Raw genomic sequence first — 22,667 nt, forward strand, 5'->3', positions numbered from 1 at the left:
TACGGTCCTTCGTGTGCAAAGGGCCTCCCGGGCGAGCGGTCTTGGCACCGCTCACTTGGATGCGACATCCGCCTGGTTGATGACCGGACGTCGACCTGACAGGGGTATTCCCTTTTCCGTGCGAAGCCATGCCGCTGCATATGACACGGTGCGGCGAAGTCCCGGTGGACGCGCGATGACCCCGGACATACGCGATGGCCCCCCTATAAGAGGGGAGCCATCGGGCAACACGTGCGACAGGGGCGCTCAGGCCCCGTAGCGGCGGTGGCGGGCGGCGTAGTCGCGCAGCGCCCGGAGGAAGTCGACCTTCCGGAAGGCCGGCCAGAAAACTTCGCAGAAGTAGTACTCCGAATGGGCGCTCTGCCACAGCATGAAGCCCGAGAGCCGCTGCTCGCCGCTCGTCCGGATCACCAGGTCGGGATCGGGCTGGCCCCGGGTGTAGAGGTGCTCGGAGATCAGGTCGGTGGAGACGACCTCGGCCAGCTCCTCGAAGGTCGTGCCCTTCTCCGAGTGCTCCAGGAGCAGGGAGCGCACCGCGTCCGCGATCTCCTGACGGCCGCCGTAGCCGACCGCGACGTTGACGATTATCCCGTCGATGCCGGACGTCGACTCCTCGGCCTCCTTCAGCACCGTCTGCGTCTCCGCCGGGAGCAGGTCGAGCGTGCCGACGTGGTGGACGCGCCAGCGCCCGTCCGCGGCCAGGTTGCGCACGGTGTTCTCGATGATGCCGAGCAGCGGCTTCAGCTCGTGCTCGGGCCGGTCGAAGTTGTCCGTGGACAGCATCCACAGGGTGACGACCTCGACATCGGTCTCGTCGCACCAGCCGAGCAGCTCGGAGATCTTGTCCGCACCGGCCTGGTGGCCCTGCACGGCCGATCCGCCGGACGCCTTGGCCCACCGCCGGTTGCCGTCGAGGATGACCCCGATGTGCTTCGGCACCTGGTCGTGGTCCAGGCGGCCTTCCACCCGGCGCGCGTAGAGCCTGTACACCAGGTCGCGGAAGTTCACTGCGTTCACCCTCTCGGTTCCGTACGGGCCCGGGGCCCGCCCTCCCCGTCGCCGGGGGTCCGGGGGCCGTCCCCCGCAGGGGATCGCCACACGGCCTGCGCCGCCCGCACGACCCCTCGGCGGTCCGCACCCCTACCACTGGTACGGGCCGCGCGGGCCATCGCCGCGCCGCACACCGGCATTCCCCGAAGCGGCCACATTACTGCGACCGGGTCACGGGGGCCCAACCCGGTCTGTCACAACTCCGTGATAAGGAGTGAAACGTGACTGATTACCTCTCCCCCGACCTGTACCACCGCGCCGCCGATTCGCGCTACGACTCCATGGAGTACCGCCGGACCGGGCGCAGCGGCCTCAAGCTGCCCGCCCTCTCGCTGGGCCTGTGGCACAACTTCGGCGACGACCGGGCCCTGGACTCCCAGCGGGCGATCCTGCGCCGGGCCTTCGACCTCGGCGTCACCCACTTCGATCTGGCCAATAACTACGGTCCGCCGCCCGGCTCGGCCGAGCTGAACTTCGGCAAGCTCTTCGCCCAGGACTTCGCTCCGTACCGTGACGAACTGGTCATTTCCACCAAGGCCGGTTATCTGATGCACCCCGGCCCGTACGGCGAGTGGGGCTCGCGGAAGTACCTGCTGTCCTCGCTCGACGCCTCCCTGAAGCGGATGGGCCTCGACCACGTCGACGTCTTCTACTCGCACCGCTTCGACCCGCACACCCCGCTGGAGGAGACGATGGGCGCCCTCGCGTCGGCCGTCCAGCAGGGCAAGGCGCTGTACGTGGGCGTCTCCTCGTACAACGCGGAGCAGACCGCCGAGGCGGCCGGGCTGCTCAAGGAGATGGGCGTGCCGGCGCTGATCCACCAGCCGTCCTACTCCATGATCAACCGCTGGATCGAGGACGACGGGCTGCTCGACACCCTGGAGGCGGCCGGCATGGGCTGCATCTCCTTCGTGCCGCTCGCCCAGGGCCTGCTCACGAACAAGTACCTGCAGGGCATCCCGGAGGGCTCGCGCGCCACCCAGGGCAAGTCGCTGGACCCGGGTCTCCTCTCCGACGAGGTGGTCCGCCGGCTCAACGGGCTCAACGACATCGCGCGGGGCCGCGGCCAGTCGCTGGCCCAGCTCGCCATCGCGTGGGTGCTGCGCGACAGCCGCATGACCTCGGCACTGATCGGCGCGTCGAGCGTGAAGCAGCTGGAGGAGAACGTGGCCGCCCTCGCGGGTCCCGCGCTGACCGCCGAGGAACTGAAGGAGATCGACGCCTTCGCCGTGGACACGGCGGGCACCAACATCTGGGCCGGCCGCAGCTGACGTCGGCTCAACGGGGCCCGCGCACAAGATTCAGCGGGGGCGCACCGGGGCCGAACGGCAGCGCCCGCGCCGGCCCATAAAAAACGGGCCGGTCCGTGGGGGGGGATACGGACCGGCCCGAGGGGGGGGTTCCACCATAACCCTTCGTAAGCGCCGACGCGTGCCACGCCACTCCACCATTACTCTCCGGATGCGCCGGACTGCGTTCCGAGCAGGACGCGCCCCCCATCCGCGCTCTCTTCGGAGCCCCTCCGCGGCCCTTGCGCGGCCCGATATCGACCTCCGTATCGAGGGGTCGCCGGGCGCCGCCGCCTTGACGCCAGGGTCCGGAAGAGGACAGAAGCTGACCTCAAAGGGCTCTAGGTTCGGGGCATGACGACACGATCCCCTGTGCCCGCACCTGCGACGGCAACCGTGACCTGGGCCGGGGCGAACGCCCGGCGGCTGGTCCGCCAGCACCTCCACCCGGATGCCGCCGCCACCGCGTCGCCCTTCGCGTCCGCCGGCGACGCGGTGGCCGCGATGCTCGGGGCGCACGCCCAGGTGCTGTCGGCGGCCGAGCTGTCCGTGGGGCTGCGCGGGGACGGGCTGACCCGCGAGGACGTCCGTACGGCCCTGTGGACCGACCGGACCCTGGTGAAGACGTTCGGACCGCGCGGCACGGTCCACCTGCTGCCCGCGGCGGACCTGCCCCTGTGGACCGGGGCCCTGTCCGCCGTGCCGACGGGCCCGAACCCCTTCACCAAGGACGCCCGGATGACCCCGGACCAGGTGGAGGCGGTCGTCGCAGCCGTCGGGGAGGCGCTGACCGGGGCGGAGCTGACGATCGACGAGCTCTCCGACGAGGTCGTCGCACGGACCGGGCCGTGGGCCGGGGACCTGGTGATGCCCGGGTTCCAGGCGATGTGGCCGCGCTGGCGTCAGGTCCTGCACCTGGCGGGCCACCGGGGCGTCCTCGCCTACGCCCCGAACCGGGGCCGGAAGGCGACGTACACCAACCCCGGGTGCACGGCGCTGCCCGGCGCCGACGCCCTGGCGGCCCTCATCGAGCGGTACCTGCACGCCTACGGGCCGGCCACCCCCGCGCATTTCGCCCGGTGGCTCGCGGCACCGAAGCGCTGGGCGGCCGAGCAGTTCGCCGCCCTGGCCGAGGCGGGGGCGATCGAGGAGGTGGCGTTCGCGGAGGAGGGCCCGGCGTGGGTGGTCGCGGGCGACACGGACTTCCCGGCGGCGAAGGTGCGGGGCGTGCGCCTGCTTCCGTACTTCGACGCGTTCGCCATCGCCTCCTGGCCCCGGGAGCGGCTGTTCCCGGGGGCGGCGGAGGAGCGGGCTCTCGCGGGCGGGCAGGCGGGGAACTTCCCGGTGCTGCTGGTGGACGGCACGGTGGCCGGCGTCTGGCACCAGCGCCGCTCGGGCCGCCGGATCGCGGTGACGGTGGAACCGCTGAAGCCGCTGTCCGCGACCCGGCTGCGGGCGCTGGAGGAGCAGGTGGAGCGGGTCGCCGCGATCATGGAGGGTTCGGCGGAACTGACGGTCGGCCCGGTGACGGTGGGGCCGCACGCGTAGGCACGGAGGTGCGTGCGGATAAGGCGCGGGCGTACCGGGTGGCGGGGAGCGTACGGGCAGGGCGCGCCGCGCACGGGTCAGGGCACGTACCAGGCAGGACTTGGCGTACGGGTCAGGGGCGGGGGCCGTACCAGGCAGGACAGGGCGTACGGGTCAGGGGCGGGGGGCGAAGCGGATCGTCATCGTGTCCCCGGCGACCACCACGAAGTCCCCTTCCTCGCACCGGATGACGGCTTGGAGCACCTCCCCGTCGGCGTCCCTGAGCTCCTGGGTGCCCACGACCGTCCACGCTCCCCCGTACGGCACCGGCGGCAGGAGGGCGGGCGGGGCCTGCTGCCACTGGCTCGCCGGTACGCACCAGTCGGGCAGCCTCGGCCAGGTGCCCGCGGTGACCCGCAGCGTCCGGTCGGAGGCGCAGGTCAGCAGGACCGACTGGTCCTCGGCGAGGACGAACTCGACGGCCTCCGGCTCGCCAGCCCGGCCCTCGGGCCGGTAGTAGACGCCGAGAACGGCGGTGATCCTGGCCCCCGTGAGCCAGTCGGCGTTGCCGTGCCGCGCGCGCCCGGTGGGCCCCGCACAGTCTTCCCTCTCCACGGTCATGACCGCTCCCACTCCTTCACTGTGCGTGCCTCCCGAGGGATAGGACGGCCGCCCGCGCGATCCCGTTGCCTCCGAGACGGGGCTGAACGGGCGTACGGAGTAAGCAGGTTGACGGACAGGGCGAGATCCGGCCACCGTCACCGGGGCTTGCGGGCCTCGATCAGGAAGCGGGCCGTGCGGGCGAGGAACGGCCCTTCCGCCTCGATCTGCCGGTGCAGCGCGGCCAGCTGGGGCCGGTACTGCTCGACGGTGAATCCGGGCACCATCCAGATCACCTTGCGCAGGAAGTAGACGACCGCGCCGATGTCGCGGAACTCGGTGCGCAGGGTCTCGGAGCGCAGGTCCACCACATCCAGACCCGCCGCCGTCGCGGCTGCCCGCGCGTCCTCGGGGTGCCGCCCCCGGCGGACCTCGGGCGGCTGCGGACCGAGGAAGTACTCCACGAGTTCGAAGACGCTGGCCGGTCCGACCTGCTGGGAGAAGTACGTACCGCCGGGGGCGAGCACGCGCGCGATCTCCTCCCACCACGTGGTGACGGGATGACGGCTGACCACGAGGTCGAAGGCGGCGTCGCCGAAGGGCAGCGGCGGCTCGTCCTCGTCGGCGACGACGACCGCCCCGAGCGGGTGCAGGAGGGCGGTGGCGCGGGCGATGTTGGGCGGCCAGGCCTCCGTGGCCACGGTCACCGGCGGGAGCTTCGGCGCGGCGGCCAGCACCTCGCCGCCCCCGGTCTGGAGGTCGAGCGCGGCGCGGGCCCGGCCGAGCCGGTCGGCCATCGCGCGGGCGTACCCCCAGGAGGGGCGCTCCTCGGTCGCGCGGCCCTCCAGCCAGGAGAAGTCCCACCCGTCCACGGAAACGGCGTCGGCCTCGGCCACGAGGGCCTCGAACCGGTCGCGGGAGGCCGCGGAGTCGAAGGGGAGGTCGGCGGAGGTGGATGGTTCGGGCATACCGGAATCGTGTCAGGCGGGCCCGGTGCGCGCGAATGGATTCCGGCCCGGCCCCTGGGGAAGGGCACCCCTCCCCACGGGACGGGGCGTCTCCTCACCCGGCGGCCAGGGCCCCCAGCAGCAGACCGGTCAGCGCCCCGGCGATCATGAACGGGCCGAACGGGATACCGGTCCTGCGCCCCGCCCGGCGCAGGAGCACCAGGCCGAGTCCGTACGCCGCCCCGAACAGGAACCCGGCGAACCCGCCCAGGAACAGCACGGTCCAGCCGTACCAGCCGAGGGCCACGCCCAGGGCGAGGGCGAGCTTCACATCGCCGAAGCCCATGCCGTTCGGGTTGATCAGGAAGAGCAGGAAGTAGAAACCGCCCAGGGCCAGGCCGCCCAGCAGCCCGGAGGTCCAGGATCCGGCGTGCCCGGGGAGCAGCGCGGCCCCGCCGAGCAACAGGACGGCCGCGGCCGCGAGCGGCAGGGTCAGCGGGTCGGGCAGCCGGTGCACCCGCCGGTCGACGACGGCGAGGAGCACGGCGACGGGCGCCAGCGCCAGCCAGCCGATCAGCTCGGGCCGGGTCCCGGTGGCGGCGGCGAGCGCGACACAGGCGGCCACGGTGACCAGGGGGGCGAGGACGCGGGGGGCGTACGAGGGCGGACCGGAGACGGGAGCCACGAGGTCGGGCGAGCCGGAGACGGGAGCCACGAGGTCGGGCGAGCCGGAGACGGGAGCCACGAGGTCGGGCGAGCCGGAGACGGGAGCCACGAGGTCGGGCGGGCCGGAGGCGGGAGCGCTGAGGTCGGGCGGGTCCGGGGTGTGGCTCGGGGCGGTGCGGGGCTCGCGTTCGGCGCCCGGTCGGGCGGCGGTGGTGTCGGCCCCGGGTACGGCGAGCGCTCCCGGTCCGGCGGCGCAGGGCGCGCACCGGGCCGGGCCGAGCCAGCCGCGGACCGGGCCGGTGAGCGGGTGACCGGCGGGGCACGCAGTACGCCAGGACTCCTCCGGCTCGACGGCGAACCGGTAGGCGGCACGCGGGATCAGCAGTCCGGTGACGGCACCCCAGACCGCGGCGGCGACGAGCAGCGCGGCGTCCACAGGACGACCCTAACGGGCTCCAAGAGCAGGGGTCTTGGGTCCGGGGGCCCAGAGCGGTCGACCAGGGCCCAAGCGTCGCCGTTCGGGGTCCGGGCGCGTCCCCCGGGGGCTACGGTCGGTGCCCATGAGGACATGGCGCGATGGCGACGGGACGCTGACGGTCGGCACGGATTCCGGGGGCGGGGCCACGGACGCCGGGGGCGGGGCCGGGGCCACGGAGGTGCCGCTGCGGATCGCGGCCTCGTACCGGGCCCGTTCCAGGGGGCTGCTCGGGCGGGACGGGATCGAGGGGGCGATGCTGCTCACCCCGTGCGGGAGCGTGCACACCTTCCGGATGCGGTTCCCCATCGATGTGGCGTACCTGGACCGGAGGTTCACCGTCCTGGCGGTGACGACGATGCGCCCCGGCCGCCTCGGGCTGCCCCGGCTGCGGGCCCGGCACGTGGTGGAGGCGGAGGCCGGGGCGATGGAGCGGTGGGGGGTGCGGCCGGGCGTACGCGTGGAGCCGAGGGCGGCGTCGGCCACCGCGTCCGGGACGTCCGGGGCGTCCTGGGACCGGTAGGGGCAGGGTGCCTCGTCCGGGGACCGGTGGTGGCAGGGTGCCCTACGGCGGGCCGGCGCCCAGCAGGGTCCAGGCCCCGTAACCGGCGGACGCACAGGCGAGGACGGCGAGCACGGCGACCGTGCGTCCCGTGGTGCGCAGCCGCAGCAGGGCGACGGCGGGCGGGAGCAGCAGCGGGAACGCGGGCATCATCAGGCGCGGCCGGGAGCCGAAGTATCCGGCGCCGATCAGCGAGATGACGACGATCGTGAGGGCGTAGACGAGGACCGGGAGCGGCTGCCGCTGCCGTACGCAGAGCACGACCAGCCACCCGAGCAGTCCGATCGCCGCGCACAGGCCGAGGGCGGCGGGCCACGGGAGTCCGGCGATGAAGGCGGCGAGCGCGCGACCGCCGTCGATGTTGTTGCCCCACTGCGCCTGGACGTCGAAGTAGGCGAACGGGCTGCCTTCGCGGACGGCCACGAACACCACGTACGCCAGCCAGCCGAGCGGGGCCAGCGCCACGCCCGCGACCATCCGGGCGTTGCGGCGCAGAACCGGGCCGGCGCGGCGCTCGTCGCGGTACTCGCGTACGAGGGTGACGGCGGCGGTGATCGCCAGGGCCGCGATGAGGGCGGCCGCCGTGGGCCGGGTGAGCCCCGCCAGGACGGACAGCGCGCCCGCGACGATCCAGCGGCCCTTGAGGACGGCGTACAGCGCCCAGGCGGCGAGCGCGGTGAACAGGGTCTCCGTGTACGCCATCGACTGGACGAACGCCGTCGGGTACACGCCCCAGAGCGCGGCCAGCACCACCCCCGTACGCCGTCCCCGGAGGTGGGACCCGACGGCGAAGATGCCCCAGGCGGCGAGCAGCCCGGCCGTCCAGGCGACCAGGAGGCCGGCACCGCCCAGGGTGAGCGGGGTCACCTCGGAGATGCCGCGTTCGAGGCCCGGGAGCAGGGGGAAGAACGCCAGGTCGGAGTGGACGGACCCGTCCGGGAGGGTGGCGGTGTAGCGGTAGCCGTTCTCGGCGATGCGCTGGTACCAGACGGAGTCCCAGCGCCCGCTGAGCGGCCCCAGGGGATCCTTCCCCGCGGCGGACGCGGCTGCCCAGAAGACCAGGAGCCCCAGGGCCCGCACGGCGGCGTAGACCGCGAGCGCGGGCGCGGCGACCCGGAACGCGGCGGCGACCCGGGACCCGCCGGACATGCGGGGGGCGGGGGCCGGAGCGGCGGGCGTCCGGGTGCGGAGCTGGTGATCGGACATACGGCCGATTATGACGTCGACGGGGGCCCGACCGTGCCACGGGCACCCTGGGCCGGGAGTCCGGCGGGGGGCCGGGCGGCCGGGTGGTCCGGGCCGGCTGCCCCTCTCGGGCACCGACCGGGCGGGCCGGCTCAGACGCCGTCGAGTACCTCGTTCCCGAACACCTTCCACGGGGACATATCCGCCGCGTCCATGAATGCCAGCTGCGGGTGCCGGGCCGCCGTCTCGTCGCGTACGGCGACGGTGTCCGGCCAGGCGTCGAGGTGCGCGGCGCCCTCGATGACGACACCGTCCCAGTCGGTGGCGGCCGTCGCGCCGCTCCGGTCGACGACGAAGCCGATGCACGGCACGGAGGCCCGCCCGACGGTCCGCCGGATGGCGCTCACCGCGTGGTCCCGCTCCGGCTCGGGCAGCTCCCCGACGGAGAACTCGACGGCGACGACACCGGCCCGGGCCCGCCGGATGCGCACCAGGAGGTCGAGGCCCCCGTCGGTCCACAAGCGGAATCCGACCTCGTGCAGCCTCTGGAGGCCGGCGAGGGACAGCAACTGCTCCCGGGTGACGGGCGAACGAGCCCCCAGGGAGGCGGAGTCGAGGCTGACGAGCACCGTGCTGCCGGTCACCGGGTGCGCCGGGCGGAGCCCTTCGGCCTCCAGGTCTCCCAGCAGGGTGCGGGCGTCCAGCCGGGTCCAGCCCAGGTGGTACGCGTAGAAGAATCCGGCACCCATCGACGCCCACCCCCATCGCTCACTTCATCGCGCGGCGTCGTGGTCGGCGACCCCCGGCACCTTTGAGCGTACCGAGCGACGGCCGGGGCTGCGTGGGCCCACGGACCCACGGGCGGCCCCAAGCGGAACGGCGACCGCCCGCCGGAGCAACACCGCCGCCTCGCAGCGCACTTGGGCCCGGGTTTGGGACCGGGTTTGGGACCGGGGACCCGGGCGGGGACGGCTTTTCGGCCGTACGCTCTCGGCCGTCGGGCAACACGCGCTGGGTCGAGGAGAGGTGCACCGTGAGCGGTGGCGGGGGCTGGGGAGACCGGAGCGCGGGCCACATACCGCCGGGGCGCCACGGCATCGCGGGGTCCGGCGCACCGCGCCACGGCCAACAGGGTGGCCGGTTCTTCGCGTTGACCCGTAGCTGGGTGACGGGCGCCCTCGTCTACCTCGCCGCCGGATTCCTCACGAACCGGGCGTTGTTCGAACTGCTGGGCACCGAGGCGCGGTTGGAGACCTTCGGCTGGCGGCTGGCCCTGATCCACCTGCCCGCGCTCGTCGTGACGCTCCTGACCGTCCTGGCGGCGGCCCGCATCCTCCCCGACGAGTACCGCGAGTCCTCCCGCACGGTGTATCTGCTCGCCGCCCTGGCCGTACCGTCGGCCGGGCTGCTGTACGGCTTCGCCGTGGCGGGGGACGTCGTCGGGATCGAGGGCGTCCTCATGCCCGCCGCCTCGCTGGCGGCCGGCGCGGCGTCGGGGGTGGCGGTCGACCGGCTCCTGGAGGAGCGCGCCACCCGGCCGCCGCCCCCGCCGCAGTACGCGTACAACTGGCGTGACAGCGGCGCGACGGCGACGGAGTACCTGGGCGTCGTCGTCCTCGTCGTCATGCTGATCGGCGCGATGGCGATGGCCGGGGTCGGCGGGAAGATCGGGGAGCGGCTGCGGTGCGCGATCAGCTCGCTGGCCGGTGGCGGCGGCTCGTGTTCCACCGGCGGCCAGGATCCCGGGGCGAAGCCGAAGACGGACGCCGACTACGAGCCCAAGATGTGCCAGGTCTCCAGCATCTCGGACACGGCGGGCGGCAAGGTCAAGATCGGCTGGTTCGAGTGGGGCGAGGAGTACGGCTTCCAGCAGAAGGTCTCCCAGGCGAGCACCGACGTGAACGGCGACGGCACGGTCGACGGCGAGGACAAGGTCGTCTCCATGACGTTCACCGACGCCGCCTCCGCCGGGGCCACGGCCAGCACCCCGGGTGTGAAGCTCGGGAGCCTCGGCAAGGCGGATGTCGACATCGGTGGCGGTATCAAGATCACCCATGGTGACACCTGGATCTTCGCGAGCGAGGAGGAGGCGCAGAAGATGCGGGACGACATCGAGGAAATGAAGATGTGGGAGACCTCCACCAAGCACAGCGGCGGCTACGGCGGCGGCTGGTACTCCGCCATGAAGTGGGCGGAGAAGAAGGAGGACATCGAGAAGAAGATCGGCGACAAGAAGATCTCCTACTCGACCGTCGGCCTCAACGCCTACGCGGACGGCGGCCTCGCCGTCACGGGTGGGGACGAGGGCGAACTCGGCGCGAAGCTCGGCGGCAAGGCGACGTTCTCGCCCGAGGTGACGATCACCAAGGACGACGTGAACGGCAACGAGTCGTACACGTACACCGCCAAGCTCGAACTGGAGGGCAAGGCCGGCGGCGACGTGGGGCCCGTCAAGGGCACGGTGGGCGGCAAGCAGAACCGCACCGGCGCGATCACCGTCACCCGCGACCAGAAGACCGGGAAGATCGTCCGCATCGACATGACGCAGACGGTGGAGAGCGGTTCGACGTCCGGCAAGGTCGAGGTCGGCGGTGACAACGGCGAGAGCGGCCAGGACAAGCGCGGCGGCAAGGGCAGCGCGTCGGACTCGTCGGGCGAGACCGGTATCGACGTGGTGACGAACTCGATCGTCTTCGGCAAGGACACGGACGCGGCGACCGAGGCCAAGCGGGGCGTCGCCGAACAGTGGCTCGACGGCTCGGGGAACAACACCGCCCCGTTCGCGTACCTCTTCGGCGACCAGGGCATGGAGACCCGCCCGGAGGGCAACGACCCGTTCCAGCAACTGATGTTCGAGGACGGACTGTCCAGCTCGATGCGGTACACCGGCGAGAGCGACGCCCAGGAGTTCGGCTTCGAGATCTCGCTGGGTATGAGCCTCGGGTTCTCCCTCTCCACGGAGGAGAAGAGGGAGACACTGGCGGACGCGCGGTTCCTCGGGGCCCCGCAGGGCGACGCGCGCACGTATCTTCCGTACAGCTACTGCGCGAACTGAACGGGCGGTGACACGAGGGATGAGTACCAGGACGCGGAAGGCACGCGGGACGCGGAGCACGCCGTGCACGCGAAGCACGCGGAACTCCCGGCGGCGGGTGACGGCGGCCGCGGTGGCCGTCGCGGCAGCGGCCGTGCTGCTGACCGGATGCGGCGGCGATCAGGACACCGCCTCCGTGCCCGAGGGCTGGGGGACGCTGGAGACCGGGAGCCTGAGCGTCGGCTACCCGAAGAGCGAGGGGTACGCGGAACAGCCCGCGGCCGAGCGGGCGAAGAGCAACGCGGCCGTGGCTCTCCAGGAGAAGGACGGCATCCGCACCGGCATGGTCTCGGTCCAGCTGGACTTCGCCACGGGCGTGGACGACGCGGCCGGGGCGGCGGCAGCGGCGGGGGCGGGCATCGGCCTGAACTCCACCCGCAAGGCGACGGAGGACGTACGCCTCGCGGGTCCGGACGACGCGGGTGAGGCCCGCGAAGCCCGCCGGATCGACTACGACTTCACGGCGGACGGCCGGGAGGACACCCCGAACAGGGGAACGCCGATGACCGGGGTGCTGGTCGCGGGCGTGGACACGAAGGGCGTTCCGTTCGTGGTGCGGCTGAACGCGGTGAAGGACGCGGTCGATGCGGAGGACCTGGACGCGTTCGTGGAGTCGGTCACGGTCAAGTAGGGCATGCGGAGCAGGACTTGGGCGTTGACGCATGTGCAGTCCGCAGCCTCCTCCCTTACGCCGTTCACTTCTCGGAGACCCCGCCATGGCAGAGCTGACGATCGACGCTCTCGTTTTCGACGTACTCGGCACGCTCGTCGACGAACCCGCCGGACTCCGCGCCGGCATCAGCGCACTTGCCTCCTCCCCTGGGGTCCCGGAGGTCCCGGAGGTCGAGCGGCTTCTGCTGCTGTGGCAGCGGCACATCGAGCGCGAGCAGCGCCGTATCGTCGACGGCGACCGGCCCTACCTCCCCAGCGATCACGTCGACCGGGAGGCCGCCGGGCTCGTAGCGGAGGCCGCCGGGGTCGACGATCCGGCCGCCGTGGAGACGTTGGCACGATCGGCCCGCCGCCTCCCGCCGTGGCCCGACACCCTGGCGGGCCTGACCCGGCTCGCCGCGCGCTTCCCGCTGATCGGCCTCTCCAACGCGAGCAGGACGGCGCTGCTGGAGCTGAACGCCCACGCCGGACTGCGCTGGCACCAGGCCCTGTCCGCCGAGGACGCCCGCACCTACAAGCCGGACCCGGCGGTCTACCGGCTGGCGGTCACCGTCGCCGGGAGGCCGCCGGAGCGCCTGTTGATGGTCGCCGCGCACGCCTGGGACCTGCGCGGCGCCCAGGCGCTGGGCCTGCGCACGGCCTATGTGGCCCGCCCGGTCGGGGACCCGCCCACCTCCTTCGACCGGTTCGACGTGTACGCGGAGGACTTGGCGGACCTGGCGGCGCAGCTGGGGGTGTCGTAGGGGGTCGAAGGGGCGTACGGGGAGGGGTGTTGCAGCGGGATCGACGCATCCGCGAGGCCCGTCCGTTCCTCCCCCGGGCGGGGGAGGCGGATGGCCCGTGCGTGGGATGCGTCTGAGCGCGGGCCCGGGGGAGCCTTGATCGTCAGCACCGCAGAGCTGGAGGTCACGGTGGTTGTTTCTAGGAAATCGCAGCTGGATACGGGCGCCGGGCAGCCGTCGGAGGACATGGGGTGGACGGGGTGGTCGCGGCGCTGGCCGGTGTGGATTCCGTACGCCGCGGCGGTGTGGGGCCTGCTGTTCGCCGCGATCCAGGTCACGTGGGCGGCGACGGGCACGACCGTGCCCTGGTCGCCGGATGTGGCGTACGCGCCGGCGGTCCTGTTCCTCCTGGCCGCCCTTGCCGTCGTGGCCGCCGGAGCCTGCCTCGCCACCGGCCGGCCGCTCGCCGGGCGTGGCCGAGTGACGGTGGCGGCGTCGCTGATCCTGACCGTACCGGTGTTCGTGATGGGGATGGCGGGCCTGCCGGCGTACTTCGTGACGCTGGCGTCGTTCTCCGGGGTGGAAAGCGCCACCGGCCTGGTGCACACGCTGTTGAGCGCGGTGGGCGCCGCTCTTCTGATCCTCGTCGCGGTGTCGGGCCGCCGCCGGCAGCTCGGCAGATGCCCGCGCTGCGGACACACGCACGCGGAAGCAGGGGATTTCCGTGGGCCGCTCGCCCACCCCGGCCCCTCCTCGGCCTCGAAGCGAACCAGGCGCACGGTGTACCTGCTCCTGTGCGGGATCCTGCCGTGGGCGGGCGTCAAGACCGTCTGGACGCTGGGCGGTGATGCGATCGGCGTGACGGCGGAGGGGTGGCGGGAGGCGAACGCGGGCGCGTCGGGAGTCGCGAAGGCCCTCGAATCGGTGGGGATCGACGTCACCGTGCTGGCCGCGGCCGCGGCGGTCTTCCTGCTCCTGGGACTGCTCCACCCGTGGGGGCAGGTCTTCCCCCGCTGGACGCTGCTCCTCTCCGGCCGGCGGGTACCGCGTCTCCTGCCCCTGTTCCCGGCCTGGTCGTGCGCGGTCGGCCTGTCCGTGTACGGAGTCGTCCTGCTGGTCTACGCCCCGCTCAGTGCTGCCGGAGTGCTGCCGAGGATGGAGGCGTCCGGTGCGTTCACCACCGGTTCCGGGGTGACCTGGATGGTCGCGTTCGGCGGGCTGGCCTTCGGCGGCCTGGGCTTCGGCCTCCTGGCGGCCGCCCGCTCCTACGCCGCCCGGACCCGGCCCGTCTGCGCCCGTGCCGCCACGCCGGCGGCAGCGACGCCGTAGGCATGGGTCCTCGGTCCTCAGGTCAGCGGGCAACCGAGCGGGAGGACACGTTCGGTCAGCCGGCCGGTGAGGAGGGTGCCGGTGACGACCGTCTCGGCCAGCCAGTCCGCCGCGGTCAGCCGGTCCACGAGGTCCGGCAGGTCGCCGGGGTCGACGGCGCACCAGGAGGACAGGGTTTCCAGACCGATGCCCTGCCCCTCGTGCCCCAGGTGTCCCTCGCCGTCGGCTCCGGTGGCCAGGGCCAGGGCAAGCAGCCGTGCGTCGGCCTCGGTCTTGCCCTTGCGGAGCTTCTTCTCCCCGACGACTCGCTGGGCCCAGCCGCTGAGCTTGGGGCGCATCTTCCTGCCGAACGTGAACGGCCCCGGGTCACTGTCGTCGGGCGTCAGGGACGGCACGCTGATCTGGGTGGGGCTCTCCGGGCGGGAGGCGATCAGTTCCTCGACGGTCCCGGAGATATCCAGCCAGCCGCACTCCAGCAGCTGCCCCACCAGATGCTCGGGATCGCGCAGGGGCAGCCCCTTGAGGTCCTGCCCGACGAGGTTGCCGACGCCGGCCTGCGCGGTGCGCAACGTCAGCATCACCACCAGCAGGCGTGCCTCCGCGCCCGGCAGGGGTGCGTGGTCGCCCACGTGCGCGAGAACGGCTCGTGCGTGATTCCACTGTGCCGGGGCGGTCAGCAGCCGTGCCACAGCGGGCCCTTCGCCTTCCGGGGCCTGGCCGATGCGGTGCAGATGCTGGAGACGGGCGGTGGCGGCGGCCTGTTCGGCTCGCTGGGCGTCGAGCCGCAGTGCTGTGTCGGCGGTGACGTCGGCCCAGGCGAAGAAGGCCTCGGCCTTGCGGGCGTGGAGGTCGGCGAGGATCGCGAGGTCGGGTTCGGGGCGCTTCTGGTAGGCGCGGAAGGCCTCTCCGAGCGCGGTGAGTTCGTCGCGCAGGGCGATGGGCCGGAGGTCGTGCGGGACCAGGCGCTGCGCGATCCGCCCCCGCCGGGGGCGCTTTCGCGGCGGCCTCGTCGTGGACCGGGGAGCCGACGCCTGGTGCGGGACGGCGGTCCCGGGGGCGCTGTGCGAGAAGTGCGGGCCGACGGCCGACATGGCCGGCACGGGGGTGGCGGAGGCCGACGCGGGTGCGGCGCCGCCGGCCCGGAAGGCGCCGGCCTGAGCCGGCGCCCCGGGGGACGGGGCGGTGGCGACGATCTTCGCGGTGGGGTGGGCGGCCGCGCACCGCGAGCAGCACTCCATGACCTGCCACCAGCGCCCTTCCCGGTCCGTGATGACGGTCAGGACGACCGCTCCCCCGCACCTCCAGGGCGCGGGGCGCTCACGCGGTCCGACGGGGCGGATGTGTGTGTGGCATTCCTCGGCCCGGCAAGCGCAGTGCGCCGAGGGGCGGGGGGCCGGGCCCGCGCGCAGGTGGGCCTTGAGATGCCCGACCGCCGCCGTGCGGCCGGCGGCCGCGGAGGGCAGCACCTGCGCGGCGCAGGCCGGGCGGCTGCACGAGACGCGGACGTCCGCACGGCCCCGGCCGACGGGGTCGAGCCGCACCGTCCACCTGCGTCCCGTCACGCGTTCGTTCGTCGCGTGGGCCTCCACACCCATCACACCTTCCGCCCGTTCTCGACGCCTGTTCGTCCGTGCACCTCGGCGCCCCACCCAAGGAACCCACAACGCAAACGACGGTCCGCTGTTCGGGTGACGGGGTCGGCGGGGATATGGCCGGATTCCTGCGGTCACGGCAGACGGCCCGGCCCGGCGCGCGAAGTCGTCGCGTGCCGGGCCGGGCCGTCGTGAGGAGGTACGGAGAGGTCAAGAACCCTCGCCGCGCGGGAAGGAGACCTCCACGCGGCGGTTCTTCTTCCGGCCCTCTTCGTTGCTGTTGCTGGCGATCGGGTACTGCTCTCCGTAGCCCCGGATCTCGTACGTGATCGTGGGCCCGAGCTCCTTCGACAGGACCCCGTGCACGGCGTCGGCGCGCTTCTTGGAGAGGACGTCTCCGTGGGCCGAGGAGCCGAGGTCGTCGGTGAAGCCGAAGACGCGGACCTTGGTCGCGTTCTGCTTCTTGATCTCCTCCGCGATGGCGGCGATGCGGGCGTTGGCCGCGGAGCCGAGTTTCGCGCTGTCCTTGCCGAAGAGGACTTCCGCCTGGAGCGCGAACTTGATGTCGGCGTTGCTGTCCTCGCGGCGTTCTTCGCCGCCCTGGTCCTCGACCACTTGGACGATGTCGAGAACCTTGCCAGGTGCGAGCGTCCCGCCCTCGGGCATCTTCAGATCAGGATCGCTTGCGTCGATGGGAACAGGCGCCTCGGATGTCGCTTCCGTACCCGGCGGAACACTGGGGCCGTCGTCGGCGTGGGAAACGGAAACGCCCAGGACTGCGCTGCTCATCACCAGTGCGACGACAGCCACCGCGCGGCCGGCGCTACCCGTGGTCTTGACACGTCGGGTGATCTTCATGTCTGCGGTCACCCGGAGATCTTGAGTGAGGTAGTGGCGAAAGTCGGCAAGGTGAAGTCGACTTCCATCGTCTCCTGCGGAGGAGCCGGGAACTGCATGAAGACCGACGCGGACTCTCCGGGAGACAGCGGAACAATGGCGGTCGTGCAGAGGCATCTACCGTCGGTGTCCCGAAGCACGTAGTAGTTCTTCTTGCCCGTCTTGTCCACCAGCGTCGCACCTGCGACCGAGTTGGGGTTCTTCGCTACCAGCGCGGACTCCTGTCCGACCCAGTTGGACGTGTTCTGGGTGCTGTCGCCGCCATTCTTGATTTCACCCTGCACGGTCACGAAACCGCCGGAGTCACGCTTGACCTGGTTGATGACCAGCGTCAGCCCATTCTGACCGCGAGCTTCCGCCAGCTTGGCGTCCGGGTCCACGTTCTCGCCCGCAGCCGTGTCCTGCTGCGACTCACCCTTGTCCTCCCCGGAGGGGCTGGCCGGGGCTGACGGCGCGCTGGAGCCCTCATCCCCGGGCTCGTCGCCTCCGTCACCGCCACAGCCGGCGAGCGCAAGGGCCAGGGCGGCCGTCACCGTGACAGCCGTCATCGCCCTTCTGGTCGTCCTGGTCCGTCGCATGCTCATGGTCCGATTCCTCTACTCGTCGTTCGCTTCGCTGTCACTGGTCGACCAACCGCACGTCGAAGAGAGTCCTGCTCACGGTCTCCCACAGACCAGGGGTGATCTCCGCCGTCGTGATCTTGACGATCTCGCCGGTCCGGCACGTGAAGACGAAGAGGTCCTGGACTCCGTCACTGTTGAAATCAAAAGCCTTCGGATTGGGGCAGTTGAACTCGATCACCGCCGTGGCCTTGGCCTCGGCCTTCCTGTTCTCCGAACCAGGAATCACCGGCGAGTCCACCGGCTTGCGCCCCTCCACCTCGACCGTGATCCGGTCACGCAGGTATCCCGGGGTCGGATAGCAGAGCTTCTCGTCCGCCTCGTTGGCGGCAGCCAGACGTGCCGCCTCGGCGCAGGGCGCGGCGAAAGGCGCGTTGAGGAAGATATCCAACGTGTTGAGTGGCAGCGAGCCGAGGAATCCGGGCCCGAAGTTGTCCCGAGCCTTCTGAGCGGCGGCCAGCGCGGCGGCGTCGGCCGCACCCTGGGATCCGTTACGCAGGGCCGAAGCCTTGCCGACAGCGAAGAACGCCAACGCAAGGAAGAGCAGGCCCGCCACCATCATGATGTAGATGGGGAAGGCCTGCCCTCGGTCCCTGCGCAGGAAGCGAATCACTTCGCCGTGATCGAGTTCACCAGACCCTCGATGCGCTTCGAGATCGCACCGCCGATGCCCGTCGCCACGATCGCCCCGATGATCGCCACGACCACCAGAATGATCCCCAGGTACTCGAACGCCGTCTGACCCCGGTCCTTCGCCGCGTAGCGCTTCTGGATGGCGCTGACGGCGGTGTTGGCCCAGCCGTTGACGCGGACGGCGGTCTTCAGGGTGATGTCCGACATGGTGTTCCCCTCCGGGTTCGGCCGACCGGTTGCCGGCCGGCTCGCATGCATCTGCGGTGCCGTCATCGGTACCGGCTTCCTCCTGGCCGGTGCCGCTGGCGACGTGAGAAACATAGGAGGGAACCAGCGCTCGCACAGAGGGCCCGTGGGCCCATTCCCGGGCCCAAAAAGCCTTCTGGGTCTCCTCGTTGCCGGATCTCTCGGTCATGGCTGCCGCCCGGGGGTCCGGGACGCGGTACCCAGCCAGCGGGCGATGGCCTCACTGCGGGTGGCGCTGTGGAGCTTCGTGAAGATGCGATTGATGTGGTTCTTGACCGTCTTCTCACTGATGAAGCAGGTGGCGGCGATCTGCTGATTACTCATTCCGGACGCAATCAGGTCCATGACCTCCACCTCCCGCGAACTCAGCCCGTACTGCTGCCTGTTGGGGGTGGATACCGACCCCCCGGATACAGACGACTGTCCCACAACAGGTTGCAGTTGCGAAAGACTTTCCGAAGGTTCGGCGATGTGTGGGGGCGGTGGGGCCGGTGCCGTCGCCAGTGCCGAGCCCAGGCCTTCGGGGAGGGGACCCCGGTGGGGCGGCGTGCCGTGGCGCATGTGGGCCAGGAGGGCGTCCGCGGCGGTGACGGTGAAGTTGGCCCGGCCGTCCTTCGTGTCGCGTACCGCCTGGACCAGTTGGTCCGCCGTGAACTCGCCGTGTACCAGATAGCCGCCCGCCCCCAGGCGCAGGGCTTCGTGGACGATCTCGCTCTCCCTGCTGTACGTCAGCATCAGCACGGGCGCGATGCCCACCAGGTGCGGCAGGGCCGAGATGCCGTCCACGCCGGGCATGCGGACGTCGAGCAGGACCACGTCAGGGCGGTGCTGGAGCGTCTTCTCGTAGGCTTCGCGGCCGTCCGCCGCCTCCGCCACGACCTGGATGTCGGCACGGCCCGAGAGCAGGACGCCCAGGCCGGCCCGGACCACCGGGTTGTCGTCCGCGACCACCACCCGGAGACGTTCGACGGCCGGGGCGGTGGGGCCCGGCGGGAAGGGGGACGGGGACTGGATCGCAGTGTGCTGGGGCCCGGGGTGTGCGGCGGGGCCGGGGGCCGGGGTGAGCGGGATGTGCGACGCCGAGTGCTGGGGGGCGTGGGGGTGAGCCGTGGCCCCGTGGTGGTTCGGCGTGGGGAAGACATCGTCCGGCATGCTGCGACCTCCTCTCAGGGTCGAGGGTTGCGGGTAGGGGTCGTGGCCTTCTCAGGCGCTGGAGTTCGGGAAGCGGGTGCTGGTGATGGTGCAGACGGCAGCGCGGAGGCGGATGCGGGTGCCGGCGCGAACGACGGGCCCGGCGTGACGGTGCCCCCGGCCGCCGGGCCCGTCAGCGCCGCCAGCGGGAGCTCCACCCGTACCTCCGTCCCCTTCTCCGCCTTGCCCCGGCCGATCCTGATGCGGGCCCCGATCGAGGCGGCCCGCTCGACCATGCCGACCAGGCCGAAGTGGCCCGCCCGGCGCAGCCCTTCCAGCGTGGTTCCGGTGGGCAGGCCGCGGCCGTCGTCGTACACGCTGAGGCGGAGCATGTCGCCCTTCACGCCCGCGAGGACGATCAGGTACGTCGGGGCCGCGTGGCGGTGCGCGTTCTCCATGGCCTCCGAGGCGACGGTGAGGAGCTGCCGGGCCACCGCCTGCGGGACCGGGGGCACCGGGGTCTCCTCGGACAGGCGGCGGAACGTGGCCGTGATCGGGTGGCGCGCGGTGAAGTCCTCGGCCTGGGCGGACAGTTCCGCGACCAGGTCGACGCCGCCCTCCAGGCCCTGTTCCCGGCGCAGGTCCGTGAGCAGTTCCCGGGACTCGGCGGCGGCCCGGCGGGCGGCTCGGGCGACCAACTCCGCCTGGAGTTTCACGGTGGGCGGGTCCATGCGGTCGGCCGAGCCCGCCAGTCCGTCGGCGGCCAGCGCCAGACCGTGCAGGGTCTTGGCGACCGAGTCATGCATCTCCCGCGCCAGGCGGGTGCGTTCGCCCTCCACCGCCTCGTTCACCGCCAGGCGCGCCCGGGTCTCGGTGAGCGCCTGGGTGGCCGTTCCGAAGCGCAGGAGCAGGTTGCGCAGGGTGACCCCGACCGCCCCGGCGATCACGCAGAAGCCGGGGAGCAGGAGGGCCGTCGCGCCGCCCGCCTCCAGTTTCGGGACGCTGGCGTACACGCCGATGACGATGACCACCTGGAGGGCGGCGAAGACCGCCGCGCCGCGCCAGCCGTGGACCAGGCCCGCCAGCAGCGGGGTGCAGACGGTGACGTACGCGAGGGTCGACTCCGGCGTCGCCGTGATCAGCAGCAGGGCGCCGAAGGACGCGTCGACGGCCAGGAGCCAGGGATGGCGCAGGAGGACCGGGCCGAAGCGCTCCCAGTCCCGGAACAGGACGTACGAGCCCATGAAGGTGACCAGGATCGCCGAGCCGATGAACCAGGTGGGCAGGCCGGGGGCGGTGTGGCTGATGGCGTACGGGGTCGCTATCGCGATCATCGCCAGCCGGAAGCCGAAGACCTGGCGGCACATCGCCTGAAGCGCGTTGACCTGGATGGCGAAGGCCGGGCGGGCCGGAGTGCCGGTGTGGACGCGGGTCAGTTCCGCGGTCAGTCCGGGCTGCGCGCCGCTGAGTTGGTATGCCATGCGCCTGTCACCTCCATCTCACGTCCCGTAAGGCCCCGGTGAGTCCCCGCGTCCTCCTTCGTTCCCGTCGTCCCCATCCCGCCCGCCGTTCATGTCATCCGCCCGTGAGGAACGCGAAGTCGACATCGGCTCCGTACACGAATCCGACCGTCAGGAGAACGAGCGTGCCGGGCAGCAGGAACGTGGTCACCGCGAACGTCGCCTTCGGGACCGCCCTGGCCGCCTTGCGGCGGGCGTTCTGGGCGTCGGTGCGGCGCATGTCGTTCGCGATCTGGATCAGCGTCTCGACGATCGGCGCGCCCAGTTCCTCGCCCTGCTGGAGCGTCGTGACGAACATGGCGACCTGTTCGGAGTCGTTGCGTCTGCGCAGTTCCTCGAAGGCCTGGCGGCGGCTGACGCCCATGTCCATCTGGCGGAGCGTGATGCGCAGTTCGTCGGACCACGGGCCCTCGTACTTCTCCGCGACCCGGTCCAGCGCCTGCCGGAAGCCGAGCCCGGCGGAGACGACGACGGCCAGCACGTCGAGGAAGTCCGGCAGGGTGCGTTCGATGTGCTCGCGGCGGACGCGGATCGCCGACCAGATCCCGGCCTCCACCCAGAACAGGCCGAAGGCGATCATCAGGAGGGCGAGGAAGAGCTGGCCCCGGAGGAGCATGGAGAAGGCTCCGAGGAGGCCCAGCGCCCCGTAGACCGCGCGGCGGGCAGCGTAACGGTCGATGGTGAGGCCGCCGGGGTTGCCGGCCAGGTCGATCTGGCGGCGCTTCTTGTTGACGGCCTTGGGGCCCATCATCCGCAGGACCGCGGGGGCCCAGCGGATGCCGAGGCGGTCGATGCCGGAGCCGACCGCGCTCGTGCGGGAGGAGCCGGATTCCAGGGCGACGGCCAGGTCGCCGGGGAGTTTGGCGTCGGCCCGGTACATCCGGATGCCGTGGATGGCCCCGTAGACGGCGAGGCCGACGACCAGGGCTAGCAGCAGGTCCATGGCGGTTCTTCCCCTCAGCTCGTCAGACGTCGATACGGGACAGGCGGCGGATGACGACGAAGCCGACGGCGTACAGCACGATGGCCACGACCACCGCCGCCTGGCCGATGAAGGCGCCCGTCATCCGGTCCAGCGCACCGGGCATGACCGCGTTCATCAGGAGCATCGCGCCGATGCCGAAGACGGGCACGGCGTAGGCGGTGACGGTGACCTGGGAGAGCTGGGTCTTGACCTCGCGGCGGGTCTCCTTGCGCTCCTCCAGGGTCTCGGTGAGGTTGCGCAGCGAGCTGACGACCGTACCTCCGGCCCGGTTGGAGAGGACCAATGTGGTGACCAGGACGACGAGTTCGCGGGAGGGGAGCCGGTCGGTCAGCTCGCTCAGGGCGTCCTCCAGGGGTTCGCCGACAGCCAGTCGCCTCGCCACCCGGGCCAGTTCCTCGCCGGCCGGGTCCTCCATCTCCTCGGCGGCCATCGACAGCGAGGTGCGCAGGGCCAGGCCCGCCTGGGTGGCGTTGGCGAGGATGCGGGAGAGCTCGGGGAGCTGGTTGATGAAGCGCTCGGTGCGCTTGACCCGCTGCCAGTTGAGGAACGCGTTGGTGCCCCACAGCCCGACCAGTGCGGCGACCGGGCCGAAGAACGCGGCGAGCATGGACGAGGCGATCATCCACAGCCCGGCCATGGCGACGAGGGCGTAGACGAAGAACTCGCCGGGGGTGACGTCCAGACCGGTCGCGGCGAGCTTCAGCTCCAGCCTGCGGCCGAGCGCGGTGGCGCGCAGCCTGCGGTCGAGGCCCTTGAAGCGGCGGACGCGGCCCGTCTCGGGGATCTGCCCGACGTGCGAGAGCCGCTCGACGAGCGCGTCGCGGTCGGCCTTGCCACCGGAGTAGGCGTGCAGGCCCATCACGCCGAGCACGCAGCACAGCAGGGTGACGCCGACGGTGACCAGGGGGAGGTTGACGTTGTCCAT

At 72.1% G+C, this 22,667-nt stretch carries 22 protein-coding genes; 7 read left to right on the plus strand and 15 right to left on the minus strand.

Annotated elements, in window-relative coordinates; genetic code table 11:
- Positions 1–246: 246 nt before the first annotated feature.
- A complete protein-coding gene (locus ACFWRV_RS16370) occupies positions 247–1,008 on the minus strand; it encodes an isoprenyl transferase (protein ID WP_384334802.1) in 762 nt (253 codons plus the stop codon).
- 263 nt (positions 1,009–1,271) lie between these two features.
- On the opposite strand from ACFWRV_RS16370, the gene mgrA reads away from it, so the two are divergent.
- Entirely contained in the window at positions 1,272–2,321 is a 1,050-nt protein-coding gene (mgrA, locus tag ACFWRV_RS16375; protein WP_384334542.1) for an L-glyceraldehyde 3-phosphate reductase, read from the plus strand.
- Positions 2,322–2,693: 372 nt separating this feature from the next.
- A complete protein-coding gene (locus tag ACFWRV_RS16380) occupies positions 2,694–3,887 on the plus strand; it encodes a winged helix DNA-binding domain-containing protein (protein WP_384334545.1) in 1,194 nt (397 codons plus the stop codon).
- A 153-nt stretch (positions 3,888–4,040) separates the two neighbouring features.
- Here ACFWRV_RS16380 and ACFWRV_RS16385 read toward each other — a convergent pair whose 3' ends face one another.
- The 3 genes from ACFWRV_RS16385 to ACFWRV_RS16395 all read right to left on the minus strand — a co-directional run bounded on the left by ACFWRV_RS16385 (position 4,041) and on the right by ACFWRV_RS16395 (position 6,515).
- Complete coding sequence (locus ACFWRV_RS16385; protein WP_384334548.1) at positions 4,041–4,487, minus strand: hypothetical protein; 447 nt, start codon at positions 4,485–4,487, stop codon at positions 4,041–4,043.
- A 137-nt stretch (positions 4,488–4,624) separates the two neighbouring features.
- Positions 4,625–5,434, minus strand: coding sequence for a class I SAM-dependent methyltransferase (locus ACFWRV_RS16390; RefSeq protein WP_384334550.1), 810 nt, complete (start codon positions 5,432–5,434; stop codon positions 4,625–4,627).
- Positions 5,435–5,528: 94 nt separating this feature from the next.
- Positions 5,529–6,515, minus strand: coding sequence for a prepilin peptidase (locus ACFWRV_RS16395; protein WP_384334553.1), 987 nt, complete (start codon positions 6,513–6,515; stop codon positions 5,529–5,531).
- A gap of 124 nt (positions 6,516–6,639) precedes the next feature.
- Between ACFWRV_RS16395 and ACFWRV_RS16400 the strand changes: the two genes are divergently transcribed.
- Positions 6,640–7,077, plus strand: coding sequence for a DUF192 domain-containing protein (locus tag ACFWRV_RS16400; protein ID WP_384334556.1), 438 nt, complete (start codon positions 6,640–6,642; stop codon positions 7,075–7,077).
- A gap of 42 nt (positions 7,078–7,119) precedes the next feature.
- On the opposite strand, the gene ACFWRV_RS16405 is transcribed toward ACFWRV_RS16400, so the two are convergent.
- Positions 7,120–8,322 carry a hypothetical protein gene (locus tag ACFWRV_RS16405; RefSeq protein WP_384334559.1) on the minus strand — a complete coding sequence of 401 codons (1,203 nt, stop codon included), beginning with the start codon at positions 8,320–8,322 and terminating at the stop codon, positions 7,120–7,122.
- A 131-nt stretch (positions 8,323–8,453) separates the two neighbouring features.
- Positions 8,454–9,050 (minus strand): hypothetical protein, encoded by a 597-nt coding sequence (locus ACFWRV_RS16410; RefSeq protein ID WP_384334562.1) that lies wholly within the window; start codon positions 9,048–9,050, stop codon positions 8,454–8,456.
- A 284-nt stretch (positions 9,051–9,334) separates the two neighbouring features.
- Here ACFWRV_RS16410 and ACFWRV_RS16415 point away from each other — a divergent pair, with 284 nt between their 5' ends.
- The 4 genes from ACFWRV_RS16415 (at position 9,335) to ACFWRV_RS16430 (ending at position 14,118) form a co-directional block, all read left to right on the plus strand.
- On the plus strand, positions 9,335–11,356 hold the full coding sequence (locus ACFWRV_RS16415) for a hypothetical protein (RefSeq protein WP_384334565.1): 2,022 nt from the start codon (positions 9,335–9,337) through the stop codon (positions 11,354–11,356).
- Positions 11,357–11,468: 112 nt separating this feature from the next.
- On the plus strand, positions 11,469–12,026 hold the full coding sequence (locus ACFWRV_RS16420) for a hypothetical protein (RefSeq protein ID WP_384334568.1): 558 nt from the start codon (positions 11,469–11,471) through the stop codon (positions 12,024–12,026).
- Between the two features lie 85 nt (positions 12,027–12,111).
- Positions 12,112–12,810, plus strand: coding sequence for a haloacid dehalogenase type II (locus tag ACFWRV_RS16425; protein WP_384334571.1), 699 nt, complete (start codon positions 12,112–12,114; stop codon positions 12,808–12,810).
- 135 nt (positions 12,811–12,945) lie between these two features.
- The gene (locus ACFWRV_RS16430; protein ID WP_384334574.1) at positions 12,946–14,118 is read left to right on the plus strand and encodes a hypothetical protein; all 1,173 of its coding nucleotides are present in this window, start codon (positions 12,946–12,948) and stop codon (positions 14,116–14,118) included.
- A 17-nt stretch (positions 14,119–14,135) separates the two neighbouring features.
- Here ACFWRV_RS16430 and ACFWRV_RS16435 read toward each other — a convergent pair whose 3' ends face one another.
- The 9 genes from ACFWRV_RS16435 to ACFWRV_RS16475 form a co-directional block, all read right to left on the minus strand.
- A complete protein-coding gene (locus tag ACFWRV_RS16435; protein WP_384334577.1) occupies positions 14,136–15,713 on the minus strand; it encodes a hypothetical protein in 1,578 nt (525 codons plus the stop codon).
- A 207-nt stretch (positions 15,714–15,920) separates the two neighbouring features.
- Positions 15,921–16,568, minus strand: a complete 648-nt coding sequence (locus tag ACFWRV_RS16440) for an OmpA family protein (protein ID WP_384334805.1) — start codon at positions 16,566–16,568, stop codon at positions 15,921–15,923.
- A gap of 8 nt (positions 16,569–16,576) precedes the next feature.
- Positions 16,577–17,191: a hypothetical protein gene (locus ACFWRV_RS16445; RefSeq protein ID WP_384334580.1), complete on the minus strand. Its 615-nt coding sequence runs from the start codon at positions 17,189–17,191 to the stop codon at positions 16,577–16,579.
- A 34-nt stretch (positions 17,192–17,225) separates the two neighbouring features.
- Positions 17,226–17,840, minus strand: coding sequence for a pilus assembly protein TadG-related protein (locus ACFWRV_RS16450; protein WP_384334583.1), 615 nt, complete (start codon positions 17,838–17,840; stop codon positions 17,226–17,228).
- Entirely contained in the window at positions 17,837–18,067 is a 231-nt protein-coding gene (locus ACFWRV_RS16455; protein WP_384334586.1) for a hypothetical protein, read from the minus strand. Before ACFWRV_RS16455 ends, ACFWRV_RS16450 begins: the two co-directional genes overlap by 4 nt.
- 204 nt (positions 18,068–18,271) lie before the next feature.
- Complete coding sequence (locus tag ACFWRV_RS16460) at positions 18,272–19,258, minus strand: response regulator (protein ID WP_384334589.1); 987 nt, start codon at positions 19,256–19,258, stop codon at positions 18,272–18,274.
- A 14-nt stretch (positions 19,259–19,272) separates the two neighbouring features.
- A complete protein-coding gene (locus tag ACFWRV_RS16465; protein ID WP_384334591.1) occupies positions 19,273–20,718 on the minus strand; it encodes a sensor histidine kinase in 1,446 nt (481 codons plus the stop codon).
- Positions 20,719–20,812: 94 nt separating this feature from the next.
- On the minus strand, positions 20,813–21,700 hold the full coding sequence (locus tag ACFWRV_RS16470; RefSeq protein WP_384334594.1) for a DUF5936 domain-containing protein: 888 nt from the start codon (positions 21,698–21,700) through the stop codon (positions 20,813–20,815).
- 22 nt (positions 21,701–21,722) lie between these two features.
- On the minus strand, positions 21,723–22,667 hold the full coding sequence (locus tag ACFWRV_RS16475) for a type II secretion system F family protein (protein WP_384334597.1): 945 nt from the start codon (positions 22,665–22,667) through the stop codon (positions 21,723–21,725).

Source organism: Streptomyces sp. NPDC058576, from assembly GCF_042718715.1.
Taxonomy (GTDB): domain Bacteria; phylum Actinomycetota; class Actinomycetes; order Streptomycetales; family Streptomycetaceae; genus Streptomyces.